The organism is Micromonospora sp. S-DT3-3-22 (genome assembly GCF_015354745.1).
Classification (GTDB): Bacteria; Actinomycetota; Actinomycetes; order Mycobacteriales; family Micromonosporaceae; genus Micromonospora; species Micromonospora wenchangensis.
Genome location: NZ_JACGMO010000150.1, coordinates 1 through 16899 on the forward strand (window position 1 = coordinate 1; position 16899 = coordinate 16899).

The 16899-nt window shown below is 74.0% G+C and carries 13 protein-coding genes and 1 pseudogene; 3 read left to right on the forward strand and 11 right to left on the reverse strand.

The window, feature by feature from the left end:
- Positions 1-231, reverse strand: a 231-nt coding sequence (locus H1A17_RS29780; protein ID WP_194823453.1) for a GntR family transcriptional regulator, incomplete at its 3' end; no start/stop codon positions are given.
- Between the two features lie 38 nt (positions 232-269).
- Between H1A17_RS29780 and H1A17_RS29785 the strand changes: the two genes are divergently transcribed.
- Together H1A17_RS29785 and leuE are read left to right on the forward strand one after the other, a co-directional pair.
- Positions 270-1643, forward strand: a complete 1374-nt coding sequence (locus H1A17_RS29785) for a bifunctional pyridoxamine 5'-phosphate oxidase family protein/GNAT family N-acetyltransferase (protein WP_194823454.1) — start codon at positions 270-272, stop codon at positions 1641-1643.
- The gene (leuE, locus tag H1A17_RS29790) at positions 1640-2305 is read left to right on the forward strand and encodes a leucine efflux protein LeuE (protein WP_145918465.1); all 666 of its coding nucleotides are present in this window, start codon (positions 1640-1642) and stop codon (positions 2303-2305) included. The genes H1A17_RS29785 and leuE overlap by 4 nt, the downstream gene beginning before the upstream one ends.
- Positions 2306-2368: 63 nt before the next feature.
- On the opposite strand, the gene H1A17_RS29795 is transcribed toward leuE, so the two are convergent.
- From H1A17_RS29795 to H1A17_RS29840, 10 genes and pseudogenes are all read right to left on the reverse strand, one after another.
- Complete coding sequence (locus tag H1A17_RS29795; protein WP_194823455.1) at positions 2369-3292, reverse strand: sporulation protein; 924 nt, start codon at positions 3290-3292, stop codon at positions 2369-2371.
- A gap of 177 nt (positions 3293-3469) precedes the next feature.
- The gene (locus H1A17_RS29800; protein ID WP_145918464.1) at positions 3470-4534 is read right to left on the reverse strand and encodes a hemolysin family protein; all 1065 of its coding nucleotides are present in this window, start codon (positions 4532-4534) and stop codon (positions 3470-3472) included.
- A gap of 146 nt (positions 4535-4680) precedes the next feature.
- Positions 4681-6033 (reverse strand): annotated as a pseudogene (locus H1A17_RS29805) (hemolysin family protein); the annotation flags it as partial.
- Between the two features lie 161 nt (positions 6034-6194).
- Positions 6195-6542 (reverse strand): monovalent cation/H(+) antiporter subunit G, encoded by a 348-nt coding sequence (gene mnhG / locus H1A17_RS29810; protein ID WP_145922634.1) that lies wholly within the window; start codon positions 6540-6542, stop codon positions 6195-6197.
- A 115-nt stretch (positions 6543-6657) separates the two neighbouring features.
- A complete protein-coding gene (locus tag H1A17_RS29815; protein ID WP_145918463.1) occupies positions 6658-6921 on the reverse strand; it encodes a monovalent cation/H+ antiporter complex subunit F in 264 nt (87 codons plus the stop codon).
- Positions 6918-7505, reverse strand: a complete 588-nt coding sequence (locus H1A17_RS29820; protein ID WP_145918462.1) for a Na+/H+ antiporter subunit E — start codon at positions 7503-7505, stop codon at positions 6918-6920. Before H1A17_RS29820 ends, H1A17_RS29815 begins: the two co-directional genes overlap by 4 nt.
- Positions 7502-9007, reverse strand: a complete 1506-nt coding sequence (locus H1A17_RS29825) for a Na+/H+ antiporter subunit D (protein ID WP_194823456.1) — start codon at positions 9005-9007, stop codon at positions 7502-7504. Before H1A17_RS29825 ends, H1A17_RS29820 begins: the two co-directional genes overlap by 4 nt.
- Positions 9004-9486: a Na(+)/H(+) antiporter subunit C gene (locus tag H1A17_RS29830; RefSeq protein WP_194823457.1), complete on the reverse strand. Its 483-nt coding sequence runs from the start codon at positions 9484-9486 to the stop codon at positions 9004-9006. The genes H1A17_RS29825 and H1A17_RS29830 overlap by 4 nt, the downstream gene beginning before the upstream one ends.
- The gene (locus H1A17_RS29835; RefSeq protein ID WP_194823458.1) at positions 9483-12317 is read right to left on the reverse strand and encodes a Na+/H+ antiporter subunit A; all 2835 of its coding nucleotides are present in this window, start codon (positions 12315-12317) and stop codon (positions 9483-9485) included. Before H1A17_RS29835 ends, H1A17_RS29830 begins: the two co-directional genes overlap by 4 nt.
- A 107-nt stretch (positions 12318-12424) precedes the next feature.
- Entirely contained in the window at positions 12425-12802 is a 378-nt protein-coding gene (locus H1A17_RS29840; protein WP_145918458.1) for a hypothetical protein, read from the reverse strand.
- A gap of 179 nt (positions 12803-12981) precedes the next feature.
- Here H1A17_RS29840 and H1A17_RS29845 point away from each other — a divergent pair.
- Positions 12982-16899, forward strand: a 3918-nt coding sequence (locus H1A17_RS29845) for a DEAD/DEAH box helicase (RefSeq protein WP_194823459.1), incomplete at its 3' end; no start/stop codon positions are given.

Below are 16899 nucleotides of genomic sequence, written 5' to 3' on the forward strand. Positions count from 1 at the left end.
CCGGGGCCGCACCCGGGTGCCGTGCCGGCCGGCGGTGACCACCAGACCCCGCTGGCGAAGCTCCTGGTAGGCGCGGGCGACGGTGGCCGGGCTGACCGCCAGCGCGGTGGCGAGGGCGCGGACGGGCGGCAACGCGTCACCGGCGGCGAGCGCGCCGCTGCGGATACCGGTCTCCACGCTCGCCGAAATCGCGGCGGACGTGGACCCGAGGATCTGATAATGTGCTGCCACAGTTCCAGTATCGTACTAGAACAAAGGCGGGATGTCACATGTACGCGCCGACCGCACGCACCACCGCCAGCCGCAGCCGGGACCGGATGAGCTACGACCGGGCCGCCGCCCACACGGTGCTCGACGAGGCCTACCACTGCGTGCTGGGTTTCGTGGTCGACGGTGAACCGCGACTGCTGCCCACCCTGCACGTCCGCGTCGGCGACACCCTCTACCTGCACGGCTCCACCGGCAGCCGCCCGCTGCTCGCCGCCCGGGGCGACGCCGGGCTGCCGGTCTGCGTCACGGTCACCCTGCTCGACGGGCTGGTCTACGGCCGCTCCCAGTTCCACCACAGCGCCAACTACCGCTCGGTCGTCGCCCACGGCACCGCCCACCTGGTGACCAGCGAGGACGACAAGCGCACGGTGCTCACCGCCCTGGTCGAGAAGGCCGCCGCCGGGCGGGCCGCCGACAGCCGCCCACCGAGCCGGCGGGAGCTGGCCGAGACGGCCGTCCTGGCCCTGCCGCTGCACGAGGTGTCGGTCCGGGCCCGCACCGGCGGGGTGCGCGACGAACCCGCCGACCTCGACCTGCCGTACTGGGCGGGGGTGGTGCCGCTGCGGCAGGTCGCCGGCCCGCCGGAGCCCGACGCCGGGGTGGCCGCCCCGCTGCCGGCCTACCTGTCCGGCACCCCGGTGCCGGAGCCGGACGGACCGGCACGCCCCGGTCCGGCGTACCTCACCGGGCCGCCCGACGGCGCCGGGGCCGCCGCGTCGGGAGCGCAGTTCACCGGGCCGCCGGGCCCGGATTCCGCCGCGTCGCCGTGGTACGAGCCGGTACCGCTGCGCGGCGCGCACGTGCTGCTGGAACCGCTCACCACGGCGCACGCCGACGACCTCTTCACCGCCACCGCCGAACCGGAGGTCTGGGCCCACCTGAGCCACCCGACACCCGCCGACCCGGTCGCGATGCGGGCCGTCGTCACCACCGCGCTGGACGCCCGGCGACGCGGCGAACGGGTGCCGTGGGTGCAGCGCTGCGCCCGCACCGGGGCGGTCATCGGGTCGACCTCCTACTACGACCTCGACCCGGCGCGGCGCTGCGTCACCATCGGGTACACCTGGCTCGGCCGGCCATGGTGGGGCAGCGCCGTCAACACCGAGGCCAAGCTGTTGCTGCTCGGTCGGGCGTTCGACGAACTGGGGGCGGTGCGGGTGGTCTGGCAGACCGACATCCGCAACACCCGGTCGCAGGCCGCGATCGCCCGGCTCGGCGCGACCCGGGAGGGCGTGCTGCGGATGCACCGGCAGCGCCCGGACGGCTCCTGGCGGGACACCGTGCAGTACGCCATGACCATCGACGAGTGGCCGAACGCACAGGCCAGGCTGCGGGAATGGCTTCGCCGTACGGCACCTGCGGAGCGAGGATGACGGGCGTGCTGGGCATCACCGACATCTGGACGTACGTGTTGGGCACGGTGGCGATCATCCTGCTGCCGGGGCCGAACTCCCTCTTCGTGCTCTCCACCGCCGCCAAGCGCGGCGTGGCGACCGGCTACCGGGCGGCAGGCGGGGTCTTCCTCGGCGACTCGGTGCTGATGATCCTCTCCGCCGCCGGGGTGGCGTCGCTGCTCAAGGCGTACCCACCGCTCTTCCTCGTGATCAAGTACGCCGGCGCGGCCTACCTGGGCTACGTCGGGCTGACCATGCTGCGGGGGGCCTGGCGGCGGTGGCGTGACCGCAACGACCCCGCGACACCCCGGCTGATCGACGCCGCCGAGCCGGAGGCGCTGCACAGCCCGTTCCGCAAGGCGCTGGTGATCAGCCTGCTCAATCCGAAGGCGATCCTCTTCTTCATCTCGTTCTTCATCCAGTTCGTCGACCCCGGCTACGCCTGGCCGGCGCTGTCGTTCCTGCTGCTCGGGCTGATCGCCCAGGTGACCAGCGCGCTCTACCTGACCGCGCTGATCTTCGCGGGCACCTTCCTGGCCGCCCAGTTCCGGCAGCGTCGCCGGTTGGCCGCCGGGGCCACCACCGGCGTCGGCATGCTCTTCCTGGGCTTCGGCATCAAACTCGCCACCGCCTCGGTCTGACCCGCCCCGTCCCTCCCACGACACACGGCGCCTGACCCACCGATGCCCGCTGCGGTCGGCGGGTCAGGTGCCGTCGCCACCCCCGCCGCCGATTCCCCCACCACCGGCGGTGCCACCCAACCCGAAGCCCGGCCGCACCGGTTCGTCCGGCGGTCGGCTGACGTGGGCCGACTCGGTGATCCGGGCCGACCAGTGGGCGTCCGAGGCCGCCGCCGCGTGCCGGTCGATCGCCGTACGCAACCAGCCGTCCACCACCGAGACCCAGTCCTGCTGGTCGGCACCGGTGTGCCAGACCCGGAACCGGCTGATGCTCTGGTGACTGATCCCGGTCAACGACAGCCGCCGGTCCATCCAGAGCAGCACCTCCAGGCCGGCGGAATTGGTCACGAAGATCAGCTCCAGCTCGGTGATCGGTCCGGCGTAGAGCGGGGCGACCCAGTACCCGAGCCGCTGGTGCACCGGCAGGGTCTGCGCGACCCCCGGCAACCGGCTCGACACCAGACCCGCCTGCCGCAGGACGAACCCCAGCGTGTCCAGCGCGGCGAGCACATGCTGCTGGGTGGGCAGCGGATGGACGAAGATCGGCACCATCGCGCCCCGTTCCAGCTCCGGGTCCACCGACACCTCGGTACGCAGCCCGGTACGCAGGCTCATCAACGGCACCCCGCCGAAGATCGTCACCGGGGTCTCCCACGGCAGCGGTACGGCGAAGTCGATGGCCCGCCGCCGCCCCGCCGGTACGACGAACCGTCCCCCCACCGGCACCTGGTGGTACTGCACGAGGCGACGGGGCGAACGGGGGTCCTCCGGTTCGGCGGTCGCCACCAGACCCAGCCGTACGTGCCGGATCGGCACGTCCTGCGACCCGGCGCTGAGGGTCACCCGCCCCGGCAGCCGCAGCCCCGGGCGGGTGCTCGGATTGGTGAGGGTGGTGCTCACCGACAACCCGGTCACACCGGATTCCCGGGACACCCCGGTCAACCGCATGACCGTGCGGGTTCCCGCTCACCGGCCCGGCACTCCTCCACCCGGACACCGGCCGGGCGGGGCGCGCAGCCTCGTTGATCGACGCGATGGGGGCAATGTAGCGGTGTCAACCCCACTGCGACACCACCACATCGCACCCGTTAAGTCGATCTTGCAGAACGACGGGCGGTACGACCGTCAGCGCATGCGGCGGCCCCGGGGGATCGGGTCGGTCTCGTCGTCGAACTCGCCGATGACCTCTTCGAGGAGGTCCTCCAGCGCCACGAAACCGATCGGCCGGGTCGGGCCGCCGCCGTTGCGGACCAGCGCCAACTGAGCCTGGTCGGCGCGCATCGCGGCGACCGCCTCGGTGACCGATGAGGTGGCGGGCAGGGTGAACGACCGGGTCATCAGCTCGGCGGCGGTGGCCGCCCGGCTGGTGGTGACGGCCCGGACGGCCTCCCGTACGTGCACCAGCCCGCACACCTCGCCGCCGTCGTCGAGGACGGCGAGCCGGGACCGGCCGCTGTCCCGGCTGACCTGCTCGATCCGCTCGGCGGTGTCGTTGCGGTGGACCGTGACGATCTGGTCGAAGGGTTCCATCACCTGGGCGACGGTGGTGCCCTGCAACTCCAGCATGCTGGTCAGCATCTGGTGTTGTTCGGCGCCGAGCAGCCCGTGCTCGCGGGACTGTTCGAGCAGGATGCGCAGCTCGTCCGGGCCGTGGACCTGGGCGAGCTGGTCCTGCTGTTGCACCCCGACCAGCCGCAGCATCGCGTTGGCCAAAGCGTTGAGCAGGGACAGCACCGGGCGGGCGACCCGGGCGAAGGCCCGGAACGGCAGCGCCAGCAGCGTCGCCGAGCGCTCGGCGTCGGTGATCGCCCACGACTTCGGGGCCATCTCGCCGACCACCAGGTGCAGGAACGTCACCAGCCCCAACGCGAAGATCAACGCGACGATGTGGCTGGCCGCCTCCGGCAGGCCGACGGTGTGCAGCAGCGGGCTGATCAGGTGTTCGATCGCCGGTTCGGCCAGCGCACCCAGCCCCAGGGTGCACAGGGTGATGCCGAGCTGCGCGCCGGCCAGCATCAGGGAGAGTTCCCGTACCCCGTCCAGGGCGGCGCGGGCGGCCCGGCTGCCCGAGGCGGCGGTCTGTTCCAGCCGGTAGCGCTTGGCCGCCACCAGGGCGAACTCGGCGGCCACGAAGAATCCGTTGAGGGCGAGCAGCAGCACCGACACCAGCAGTGCGACGGTGGGGCTCATGCCCGCTCCTCCCGACCCTGGGTGACGCGCACGTCGGCACCGCCGCCGGTGGCCCTGGCGTTCGCGCCGCCGCGTCGGTCGCCCCCGTCGCCGGTGGTGCGGACGTTCGTCCCGCGACGTCGGTCCCCTCCGCCGTGGGTGGCCGGGGGCTGTCCGTCGGGATTCTGGTCGCCGGCCAGGGTGAGCCGGACGGAGTCGGCCACGTGCCGGTCCACGGCGAGCACCTCGACCAGGGCCGTCGGCCGTTCCGCCGGCTCGTCGGGGTCGACCGGCAGGCTGATCTCCAGCCGGTCACCCACCTCGGGCACCCGGCCCAGCTCCCGCATGACCAGCCCGGAGAGGGTGTCGTACTCGGGGGCCTCGGGCAGGGCGATGCCGGTGCTGTCGGCGACCTCGTCGATCCGCCAGCGGGCCGGCACCACCCAGGAGCCGTCGTCCTGCCGGATCGGAGCCGGCTCGGGCGGGTCGTCCTCGTCGCGGATCGGTCCGACGAGTTCCTCGGCGATGTCTTCCAGCGTGATCACGCCGGCGAAGCCGCCGTACTCGTCGACCACGCAGGCGAGCTGCCGGTGCCCGGACCGCAGCCGGTCCAGCACCGTGGGCAGCGGCAACGTCTCCGGCACCAGCAGCGGCGGTACGGCCACCGCGCTGACCGGGGTGGTGGCGCGCTCGGCCGGCGGCACCCCGAGCACGTCGGCGATGCCGACCACGCCGACGAGGTCGTCGACGCCGTCGACGCCGCGTACCGGAAACCGGGAGTGACCGGTGTCGAGCAGCTCGACCACCCGGCTGACCGGTTCGTGCGACCGGATGGTGTGCACGTCGACCCGGGGCACCATGGCCTCCCCGGCGGTCAGCTCCCGGAAGTCGAGACCCCGGTCGAGCAGGTCGGACATCTCGGCGTCGAGGTGCCCCTCCTCCCGGGACTCGGCGATGATCTGCTCCAGGTCGGCCGGGGTGGCGCCGCTGGGCAGTTCCTCGATCGGCTCGATGCCGACCCGACGCAACAGCCGGACGGCGGCCCGGTCGAAGAGCGTGATCAGCGGCCCGGCGATCTTCAGATAGATCAGGGTGGACCGGCTCAGCGCCCGCGCCAATACCTCGGGGCGGGCGATGGCCAGGTTCTTGGGGGCGAGTTCACCGAGGACCATCTGCACGACGGTGGCGATGACCAGCGCCAACGCCACTGACAGCGGCAGGCTGACGGCGGTGGAGACGCCCACGCCGCCGAGCAGCTCGGCCAGCCCGGCACCGAGGTAGGGTTCGGCGGCGTAACCGACCAGCAGGGCGGTCACGGTGATGCCGAGCTGCGCCCCGGAGAGCATGAACGACAGCCGCCCGGTGACCTCCAGGGCGCGGGCGGCCTTGGCGTCGCCGTCGTCGGCGAGCTGCTTGAGCTTGCCCCGGTCCACGGCGACGTAGCCGAACTCCTGGGCTACGAAGTAGCCGGTGGCGGCGGTGAGAACGATGATGAGTGCGAGGCCGACGACGATCAACACGGGTCGCTCAGGGCTCCCGTGGACGTCGGGGCGGGGGATTGCCGGGCACGACCCGGCTGGCTACTGCTGCCCTCCTGGGCAGAAGAGTCGATCATGCCGTAATTCTATCGGCGGTTGCTGGACGCCCGCTGAGGGTGGGGACAAAGTTCCTGCTCGTCCCGCTATTCACCGGTCCGGGGCGGGTCCTCGGCAAGTTCGTCGACGTCGAGCAGGCTGCGGTCGACCCGGCCGGACCGGTAGGCGGCCCGGCCGATCATCTGGGCGGCCACCGGGGCGGTGGCCAGCTGGAAGACCCCGACCAGCATGATCATGCCCAGGTCGGCGGCGGTACGCAGCCGCAGCGCCAGCCCCAGCAGCAACAGCAGCACCCCGAGCACCTGGGGTTTGGTGGCGGCGTGCATCCGGTCCAGCACGTCCGGGAAGCGCAGCACGCCGATCCCGGCGGCGAGGCTGAGCAGCGCCCCGCAGACCAGGGCGACGGCGGCCAGCCAGTCGATCACCGTACCCACGCTCACGCCCGCCCTCCCCCGGCCGGAACCGACGCGACCCGGCCGTGACCCGGCACCCGGCCGTGACCCGGCATGGGGTCCCGGCCCGGCACCCGGTGGTGGCCTGCGGGCGGGGTCACGATTCCTCCCGGGCGGCGAAGCGGACCAGGGCGACCGAGCCGACGAAGCCGAGCAGGGAGAGCACCACCAGCACCGGCAGCGTGGTGGCGTGCCGGTTCACCGCCGCCTCCGCGCCGACCGCGCCGAGCATGGTGGCGAGCAGCAGGTCGGCGGCGATGACCCGGTCCAGCAGCGACGGGCCACGGTAGATCCGGGCCAGCGCCAGCAGGGCGGTGGTCGACAGCAGCACGGTCAGGACGACTGCGAGGACGACGGTCACGGTGCCTCCGTGGGTTCGGTGGTGAGCTGCCGCAGCTCGGCGGCGGAGCCGACGGCCCGCACGATCCGTTCCTCGACGGCGAGGATGCGGTCCCGGCTGCCGGTCAGGTCGGCCGGGGACCGCACGTCGAGCACGTGCACGTAGAGGACGCCGGCGTCCCGGTCGACCTCGACGATCAGGGTGCCCGGCACGAGGGAGAGCAGCTCGGCGGTGAGCGCCAGGTTCAGGTCGGTACGGACCCGCAGCCGCACCCCGATGATCGCGCCGCGCGGGCGGAAGCCGGGGCGTACGGCGATGGTGGCGACGTGGATGCTGGCGCTGACCAGCTCGACGACGAAGACCCCGGCGAGCCGGAGCAGCGCCCGGGGCCGCAGCCGACCGCCGAAGGAGACCGGCGGGAGCGGGAAGAACAGCAGCACCGCCCCGCCGACCAGCAGGCCGGCGAGCAGGTTGGCCGGGGAGAAGTGCCCCCAGAGCAGGTTCCAGACCACGACCAGCCAGCCGAGGGCGATGAGCTGGTCCCGGCGGCGGCCGGTACGCGGCGGCGACCCGCCGGTACGCCCGGCGGGCGACGGGCCGGTCACGACGGGCCGCCGGGCAGCACGGCCCGCACGTACGGGGTACGCAGCCGCAGGTCGACGGCGGCGTCGGCGGTGACCTGGAACAGCGGGCCGGCGGCGACGGTGAGCGCCAGCCCCAGCACCACCAGGGCGGCGGTGGCCCCGATCATCAGCGCGGGCAGCCGGGGCACCGGGTCGGCGGTGGCGAGCCGCGGGGCCCGCCAGAACGCGATGTTCCACACCCGGGAGGCGGCGTAGAGGGTGAGCAGGCTGGTCAGCGTGCCGGCGACGACCAGCACCCAGGGCAGCGCGCCGCCGTGCGCCACCCCGGCCTGGAGCAGGCCGACCTTGCCGAGGAAACCGGAGAACGGGGGGATGCCGGCCAGGTTCATCGCGGGGACGAAGTAGAGCACCGCCAGCAGCGGGGCGATCCGGGCCAGCCCGCCGAGCCGGCGCAGGTCGGTGCTGCCGGCCCGCTCCTCGACCAGGCCGGCGACCAGGAACAGGGTGGTCTGGATGGTGATGTGGTGCACCACGTAGAAGATCGCGCCGGAGAGCGCGGCGGTGGTGCCCAACGCCACCCCGAAGATCATGTAGCCGATGTGGCTGACCAGGGTGAACGAGAAGAGCCGCTTCATGTCCGACTGGGCGACCGCGCCGAGCACGCCGACCACCATGGTCAGTCCGGCCGCCACCATCAGCAGGGTGGACGCCTCGCCGCCGGGGAAGAGCAGCGTCTCGGTCCGGATGATCGCGTAGACGCCGACCTTGGTGAGCAGGCCGGCGAAGACGGCGGTGACCGGCGCCGGGGCGGTCGGGTAGCTGTCCGGCAGCCAGGCGGACAGCGGGAAGAGCGCCGCCTTGATGCCGAAGGCGAGCAGCAGCATCAGCTGCAACGCCAGCCGTACACCGCCGGGCAGGGCGTCGAGCCGGCCGGCGAGCTGCGCGAGGTTGAGGGTGCCGGTGGCCGCGTACACCAGTCCCACGGCGGCCAGGAAGATCATCGAGGAGAGGATGCTGACCACCACGTACGTCGAACCGGTGCGGATGCGGGCCTCGGTGCCGCCCAGGGTGATCAGCACGAAGCTCGCCGCGAGCAGGATCTCGAACCCGACGAAGAGGTTGAACAGGTCACCGGCGAGGAACGCGTTGCAGATTCCGGCGGTCAGCACCAGGTAGGTGGGGTGGTAGATGCTCACCGGTGCGGATTCGCTGGTCTCGGCGCGGCCCTGGCCGATGGAGTAGAACAGCACGCAGAGCGTGACCGCCGACGAGACCACCAGCATCAACGCGGCGAGCTGGTCGGCGACCAGCACGATGCCGACCGGCGCCGGCCAGCCCCCCGCCTCGGTCACCACCGGCCCGTCCCGGTAGGCCCGTACCAGCAGCAGCACCGCGACCACCAGGTTGGTGGTGAGCGCGAGCACGCTGACGGCGCGCTGCAACCGGGGCCGGCTGACCAGGATCAGGGTGAGGGCGGCCCCGAGCAGCGGCACCACCACCGGCAGCGGCACGAGGCGGTTCACCGGGTGCCGCCCGGTCGGTGGGGCCGGCGCTGCGGCGGTTCCGGGTCCACCTGTTCGGGGTCGTCGCCGGGCCCCTCACCACCGAGGTCGGCGTTGGCCACCTCGTTGCGCGCGGCGAGCGCGACGATCTGCTGGTCCTCCACGTCGTCCTGGACCTCGTCGTCGCCGCCGAGATACCAGCTCCGGTACGCCACGGCGGCGAGGAACGCGGTCAGCCCGAAGGTGATCACGATGGCGGTGAGCACCATCGCCTGCGGCAGCGCGTCGCTCATCTCGTCGTCCGGGCCGGCGCCCACCACCGGCGCCCCACCGGAGCGGCCACCGAGCAGGATGAGCAGGTTCACCCCGTTGCCGAGCAGGATGACGCCGAGCAGGATGCGGGTGAGGCTGCGTTCCAGCAGCAGGGTCACCCCGGTGGCGGTGAGCACGCCCACGGCGATCACCAGCACCAGCGTCGGGCCCGCCCCGCCGTCCCTCACCGCCGGTCCCCCTCGTGGTCGACGACGAGCCCCCGGTCGGACTTGCCGGCCGCCTCGATGTGCCTGTCGATCTCGGCGCCGAGGCTGCGCAGGATGTCCAGCATCAGCCCCACCACGATCAGGTAGACGCCGATGTCGAAGAAGAGCGAGGTGACCAGGTACGGCCCGCCGAGGCCGGGCAGCGGCAGGTCGACCCGGGTGCTCTCCAGCACGGTGCCGGTGGTCAGCAGGGAGACCACACCCCCGCCGACGGAGATCGCCAGGCCGGCGCCGAGCACCGTGCCCGCCCCGACCGGAGCCGCCTCGGCCAGTTCGTACCGGCCGCCGGCGAGGTAGCGCACGGCCAGCGCCAGGCTCGCCACCAGGCCACCGGAGAAGCCGCCGCCGGGTGCGTTGTGGCCGGAGAAGAGCAGGAACAGCGAGAACAGCACGATCGTGTGGAACAGCAGCCGGGTCACCACCTCGAAGACGATGGACCGGCGGCGCGCGTGCAGGGTGGCCCCGCCCCGCAGCCAGACCGGCCGGTCGCCGTGGCCGGGTGCGGCGGGTTCCACCCGACGGGGTCGCGGCCCGGTGCGGGACCGCTCGAAGATCAGGCTGGCCACCCCGGTGGCGGCCACCACCAGCACCGAGATCTCGCCCATGGTGTCCCAGGCCCGGATGTCCACCAGGGTCACGTTGACCACGTTGCGGCCGTGCCCCTCGGCGACGGCGAGCGCCGGGAAGGCGGTGGAGATGGACACCGCGGTCCGGGCCCCGGAGGCGATCAGCGCCAGCCCGGCCAGCACCACGCCCACGGCGACGCCGAGCGCCCGGCGGGCCCACCGGCTGCGGCGCAGCGGCCGGGCCGAGAACCGCTCCGGCAGCCGGCGCAGCACCAGCACGAACACGGCGATGGTGGCGGTCTCCACCAGGAACTGGGTCAACGCCAGGTCGGGTGCCCCGTAGAGCACGAACAGCATCGCGGTGCCGTAGCCGGTCACCCCGACCAGCAGCATCGCGGTCAGCCGCCGTCGGGCGCTGACCGCGAAGACCGCCGCGACCCCGATGACCAGCCCCACCACCAGTTGCAGCGGGCTGTCCCAGACCGCGATCCGGGTCTGCCACGGGTCGGTGCTGAGCAGGGCCGCGCCCGGCACCAGCACCAGGGCCAGCAGGACGGTGCCCAGGTACAGCGGCAGCGAGCCGCGCTGGGTGGCCCCGGTGACCTCGATGGCGAGCCGGTCGAAGCGGTGGGTGACAAACTCGTACCCCTGGTTGCCGGTGAACGGCAGCTTCCAGCGGGCCAGCGCCGGGGCGAGCGGGCCGCGTACCGCGTGCAGCGCGGCCCCGCCGGCCAGCGCCAGCGCGGACAGGCCGAGGGCGGGGGTCGGGCCGTGCCAGAGGGCGAGCGTGTCGTGCGGCGGGCCGAAGAGTTCCGCGTACGGGCCGAGCAGGCCGTTCAGTGCGGCGGCGGCCGGGCCGGCGACCAGCCCGGCGACCGCGAGCAGGGCGGGTGGGGCGAGCATCGGCAGCGGGACCGGTTCCGGTGCGGTCGCGGCGGTGCCGGGGCGGGTGGCGAAGGCGCCCCAGAGGAAGCGGATGCTGTAGGCGACGGTGAGCACGGTGCCCAGGACCAGCCCGGCGAGCACCACCGGGCGGGTGGCCAGGGCGGCGAAGACCGCCTCCTTGGCGACGAAGCCGAGCAGCGGCGGCACGCCCGCCATCGAGGCGGCGGCGAGCGTGGCGACCACCGCCAGCGCCGGGGCCCGACGGCCGAGGCCGGAGAGTTCCCGCAGGTCGCGGGTGCCGACGTCGTGGTCGATGATGCCGACGACGAGGAACAGGGCCGCCTTGAACAGGGCGTGGGCGAGCAGCATCGCCACCCCGGCGAGCGCGGCGTCCGCGCTGCCCGTGCCGATCGTCACGGTCAGCAGGCCGAGCTGGCTGACCGTGCCGTAGGCCAGCAGCAGTTTCAGGTCGCACTGGCGCAGCGCCGCCCAGCCGCCGACGAGCATGGTGACCAGGCCGAGGGTGAGCAGCACCGGCCGCCACGGGCCGGTGCCGGCGAGCACCGGGGCGAGCAGGCCGACCAGGTAGACGCCGGCCTTGACCATCGCCGCCGCGTGCAGGTAGGCGCTGACCGGGGTGGGCGCTGCCATCGCCACCGGCAGCCAGCCGTTGAACGGCACGATCGCCGATTTGGCCAGCGCGCCGGTCAGGATCAGCAGCACCGCCGCGACCAGCGTCGCGCCGCCGGGCAGTGGCGCGGCGGCGATCTCCGACCAGCGGTAGGTGCCGGCGTGCCCGCCGAGGATCAGGAAGCCGAGCAGCATGGCCAGCCCGCCGAGGGTGGTGACGGTGAGCGCCTGGGCCGCCGCCCAGCGGCTGGAGCGGCGCTCGGTGCTGTGCCCGATGAGCAGGTAGGAGAAGACTGTGGTGAGTTCCCAGAAGACGTAGAGCAGCAGCAGGTCGTCGGAGAGGACCAGGCCGAGCATGGCCCCGGCGAAGGCGACGAGCACCGCGACGAACCGGGGCAGGCCCGCCGCGCCGGGGGCGAAGTAGCGGCCGCAGTAGACCAGGACGAGCGCGCCGACCCCGCCGACCAGGAGGGTCATCAGCCAGGACAGCGTCGTCATCCGCAGCGCCACGTCGAGGCCCAGCTGGCCGATCCAGTGGTACGTCTCGACGACCGCGCCGCCGTCGCGGACCGCCGGGGTGCGGGTCAGGGCCCAGCCGAGGGCGGCGGCGGGCACCAGCGCGAGCGGGTAGCAGGCGCGCGGGCCCCACCAGCGGACCAGCAGCGGCGCGAGGAGCGCCGCCGCCAGGTGGAGGAGCAGCAGTACGAGCACGCGTCCTCCCCGTCGAACTGGCGGCGCGCGCCGGGCGAGTTGTCCGGCCAGCACCGATCACACGCCAGTTCCGCCCGCTATGGGGCGTTTTCTCCGAAATCGTCCGGTCAGCCGGACGGGGCGTCACCGCCGGGGAGCGCGGACGTCAGGGCACGTCGGGGCTCGACGAGCAGGTCGGGGCGGCCGAGCTGGAGGGCGACCTTGTCGACCACCCGCTGGGCGACGGCGAGCGAACGCACCGGCAGCATCGCGCCGCGACTCTCCCGCCGGAGCACGAAATAGTGCACGGCGACCCGCACCTGACCACGGTCGGCGGCGCTGGACTGGGCGGTGGAGACGACCAGTTCCCGCAGGCTGTCGGCGAGACGCTCGGCGAGCGCCAGCTCGGGGCCGCGCAGACTGGTCCGCAGGGCGGTGAGGTGACCTTCGACCTTGCGGATGAGCACGTCGGTGCCGGGCGTCGGGCCACGCTCCTCGACGAACATCCGATTCCTTTCACCTGGTGCGGCGTTCCGGGAGAAGTTACTTTATGTTGTGGGTCGCAAGCAAGCAGTTAAGTAAGACTTAAACCGCAAAACGTACAATCAGCGTGCAATTTTCTCTTAGCCGGGCAGAACATCAGCGGTTCCGGCGGAATGTCACACCGCCGGGGCAGGATGGGGGCGTGACGGGGCGGGAGGGCGCAACGGGCGGGGCGGCGGTCCCGGCCGGGTTCGGTCCGGCCACCCGGGAGTGGTTCACCGCCGCCTTCGCCGCTCCCACCGCCGCCCAGACCGGCGCCTGGCGCTCGATCGCCGCCGGCCGCAACGCCCTGGTGGTCGCGCCCACCGGCTCGGGCAAGACGCTCGCGGCGTTCCTCTGGTCGCTCGACCGGCTGGCCGACGCCCCACCCCCGGCCGACGCCCGGCACCGCTGCCGGGTGCTCTACGTCAGCCCGCTCAAGGCACTGGCGGTCGACGTCGAACGCAACCTCCGCGCCCCGCTCGCCGGCATCCGGCAGGCGGCCACCCGGCTCGGCGTGGCACCGCCCGACATCACCGTCGGCATGCGTACCGGCGACACCCCCGCCGACGAGCGGCGGGCCTTCGCCCGCACCCCGCCGGACATCCTCATCACCACCCCCGAATCGTTGTTCCTGCTGCTCACCTCCGCCGCCCGGGAATCGCTGCGCGGTGTCGAGACGGTCATCGTCGACGAGGTGCACGCCGTCGCCGGCACCAAGCGCGGCGCCCACCTGGCGCTCTCCCTGGAACGCCTCGACGGGCTGCTGGCCCGGCCCGCCCAGCGGATCGGCCTGTCCGCCACCGTCCGGCCGATCGACGCCTGCGCCCGCTTCCTCGGCGGCGCCCGCCCGGTCGACGTGGTCCAGCCGGCCACCCCCAAGACGATCGAGGTGAGCGTCCAGGTCCCGGTGGAGGACATGACCCGGCTCGACGAGACCGAGCAGCCGCCTGAGGACGACCTGGGCGGCCCCGGCCCGCGCCGGGCGTCCATCTGGCCGGCCGTCGAGGAACGGGTCTTCGCGCTGATCCGGGCACACCGCTCGACCATCGTGTTCACCAACTCGCGGCGCAGCGCCGAGCGGCTCTGCGCCCGGCTCAACGAGCTGGCCACCGAGGAGCGGGAAGCCGCCACCGGCCCGCCGGCCGACCCGGACGGCGACCCGGGTGGGGCGCGACGGTGGGGCGGCCCGGTGGGGCCGCTGCGCACGCCCCGCCCGCCGGCCGAGGCGATGGCCCAGTCGGGCACGGCGGCCGGCGCGGAGGCGGTGATCGCCCGCGCCCACCACGGCAGCGTCTCCCGGGAGGAACGCAAGCAGATCGAGGAGGCGCTCAAGTCCGGCCGGCTGCCCGCCGTGGTGGCCACCTCCAGCCTGGAGCTGGGCATCGACATGGGCGCGGTCGACCTGGTGGTGCAGATCGAGGCCCCACCGAGCGTCGCGGCCGGCCTGCAACGGGTCGGCCGGGCCGGGCACCAGGTGGGCGCGGTGTCCCGGGGCGTGGTCTTCCCCAAGCACCGGGGCGACCTGCTCTCCTGCACGGTGGTCGCCGAGCGGATGGCGGCCGGCGCGATCGAGGAGCTGCACTACCCGCGCAACCCGCTCGACGTGCTCGCCCAGCAGATCGTCGCCATGGTCGCCCTCGAACCCTGGTCGGTCGGCGACCTGGCGGTGCTGGTCCGCCGGGCCGCGCCCTTCGCCGAGCTGCCCGACTCGGCGCTGCACGCGGTGCTCGACATGCTCTCCGGCCGCTACCCGTCGACCGCCTTCGCCGAGCTGCGGCCCCGGCTGGTCTGGGACCGGGCCACCGACCTGCTCACCGGCCGCCCGGGTGCCCAGCGCCTCGCCGTCACCAGTGGCGGCACCATCCCCGACCGGGGCCTGTTCGGGGTGTTCCTGGCCGGGGCGGAACGCGCCGCCCGGGTCGGCGAGCTGGACGAGGAGATGGTCTACGAGTCACGGGTCGGTGACGTCTTCCTGCTCGGCTCCTCGTCCTGGCGGATCGAGGAGATCACCCCCGACCGGGTGCTGGTCTCCCCCGCGCCCGGCCAGGCGGCCCGGATGCCGTTCTGGAAGGGCGACCAGTTGGGCCGGCCGGTCGAGCTGGGCCGGGCCATCGGCAGCCGGGTCCGGGTGTTGCTGCGCCAGGACGACGACACCGCCCGCGCCGCGTTGCGTGCCGGTGGCCTGGACGACTGGGCGGCCGACAATCTGATGGCCTACCTGCGGGAACAGCAGGCCGCCACCCGCTCGCTGCCCGACGACCGCACGGTGCTGGTCGAGCGGTTCCGCGACGAGCTGGGCGACTGGCGGCTCGCCGTGCACAGCGTGCTCGGCGCCCGGGTCAACGGCCCGTGGGCGCTGGCCATCGGCCGCCGGCTGGCCGAACGCTACGGGGTGGACGCCCAGGTGATGCCGTCCGACGACGGGATCGTGGTGCGGCTGCCGGACACCGCCGACGAGCCGCCCGGCGCGGACGTGGTGGTCTTCGCCCCCGACGAGATCGCCCAGCTGGTCGAGGATTCGGTGGGCACCTCCGCGCTGTTCGCCGCCCGGTTCCGCGAGTGCGCCGCCCGGTCGCTGCTGCTGCCCCGGCGGGACCCGCGCCGCCGGCAACCGCTGTGGCAGCAACGCCAACGCGCCGCCCAGCTCCTCGACGTGGCCCGCGAGTACGCCGACTTCCCGGTCACCCTGGAGGCCGCCCGGGAGTGCCTCCAGGACGTCTTCGACCAGCCCGCCCTGGCCGAGCTGATGCGCGACCTGGCCAGCCGGAAGGTCCGCCTGGTCGAGGTGGAGAGCGAACGCCCCTCGCCGTTCGCCCGGTCGCTGCTGTTCGGCTACGTCGGCGCGTTCCTCTACGAGGGGGACGCCCCGCTGGCCGAGCGGCGGGCCGCCGCGCTGGCGCTGGACTCGGCGCTGCTCGGTGAGCTGCTCGGCCGGGTCGACCTGCGCGAGCTGCTCGACCCGGCGGTGCTCGCCGAGACCGGTCGGCAGTTGCGCTGGCGCACCGACCAGCGCCGCCCCCGCGACGCCGAGGACGTGGTCGAGCTGCTCCGGGTCGTCGGCGACCTGACCGGGGCGGAGCTGGCCGAGCGGGGCGTACCGGAGGGCTGGCTGACCGAGCTGGCGGCGGCCCGCCGGGTGCTGCGGGTCCGGATCGCCGGCGAGGACCGCTGGGTGGGCATCGAGGACGCCGCCCGGCTGCGTGACGCGCTCGGGGTGGCGCTGCCCGTGGGGGTGGCCGAGGCGTACCTGACGCCGGTGGCCGATCCGCTCGGCGACCTGGTCGCCCGGTACGCCCGTACCCACGCGCCGTTCGCCGCCGCGACCTGCGCCGCCCGGTTCGGGCTCGGGGTGTTCGTGGTGGAGCAGGCGTTGCGGCGGCTCGCCGCGACCGGGCGGGTGGTCTCCGGCGAGTTCGTCCCGGACAGCGTCGGCACCCAGTGGTGCGACGCCGAGGTGCTGCGGCTGCTGCGCCGCCGGTCGCTCGCCGCGCTGCGCCGGGAGATCGAGCCGGTGCCGCCCCGGGTGCTGGCCGGTTTCCTGCCCCGCTGGCAGCAGATCGGCTCGTCGGCGCGCGGGGTGGAGGCGGTGGCCGCCGCCGTCGAGCAGTTGCAGGGCACGGCGGTGCCGGCGTCGGCGTGGGAGCGGCTGGTGCTGCCCGCCCGGGTCGCCGACTACTCCCCCGCCCAGCTCGACGAGCTGTGCGCCGGTGGGGAGGTGGTCTGGGCCGGCTCGGGGGCGATCTCCGGCGGCGACGGTTGGCTCACCCTGGCGTACGCGGACGTCGCGCCGCTGCTGCTCCCCCCGCCGGACGACGGCTTCGCCGGCACCCCGCTGCACGACGCCGTGCTGGACGCGCTCGCCGACGGTCAGGCGCTGTTCTTCCGTTCGCTGGCCGACCGGGTGGGCTCCACCGACGACGCCGCCCTGACCGCGGCGATCTGGGACCTGGTCTGGGCGGGGCGGCTCACCAACGACACCCTGGCCCCGCTGCGGGCGGCGCTCGGCGCGGGCGGGGCGCACCGGTCCCGCCCGGCCGCCCCCCGGACCCGGTACCGCCGTCCCGGTCGGGTGGCGCTG

Excerpts from the sequence above, each read along its gene's own strand:
- H1A17_RS29840 (WP_145918458.1), bottom strand. The coding sequence starts at position 12,802 with ATGTTCGTCGAGGAGCGTGGCCCGACGCCCGGCACCGACGTGCTCATC.
- H1A17_RS29800 (WP_145918464.1), bottom strand. The coding sequence starts at position 4,534 with ATGAGCCCCACCGTCGCACTGCTGGTGTCGGTGCTGCTGCTCGCCCTC.
- leuE (WP_145918465.1), top strand. The coding sequence starts at position 1,640 with ATGACGGGCGTGCTGGGCATCACCGACATCTGGACGTACGTGTTGGGC.
- H1A17_RS29795 (WP_194823455.1), bottom strand. The coding sequence starts at position 3,292 with ATGCGGTTGACCGGGGTGTCCCGGGAATCCGGTGTGACCGGGTTGTCG.
- H1A17_RS29785 (WP_194823454.1), top strand. The coding sequence starts at position 270 with ATGTACGCGCCGACCGCACGCACCACCGCCAGCCGCAGCCGGGACCGG.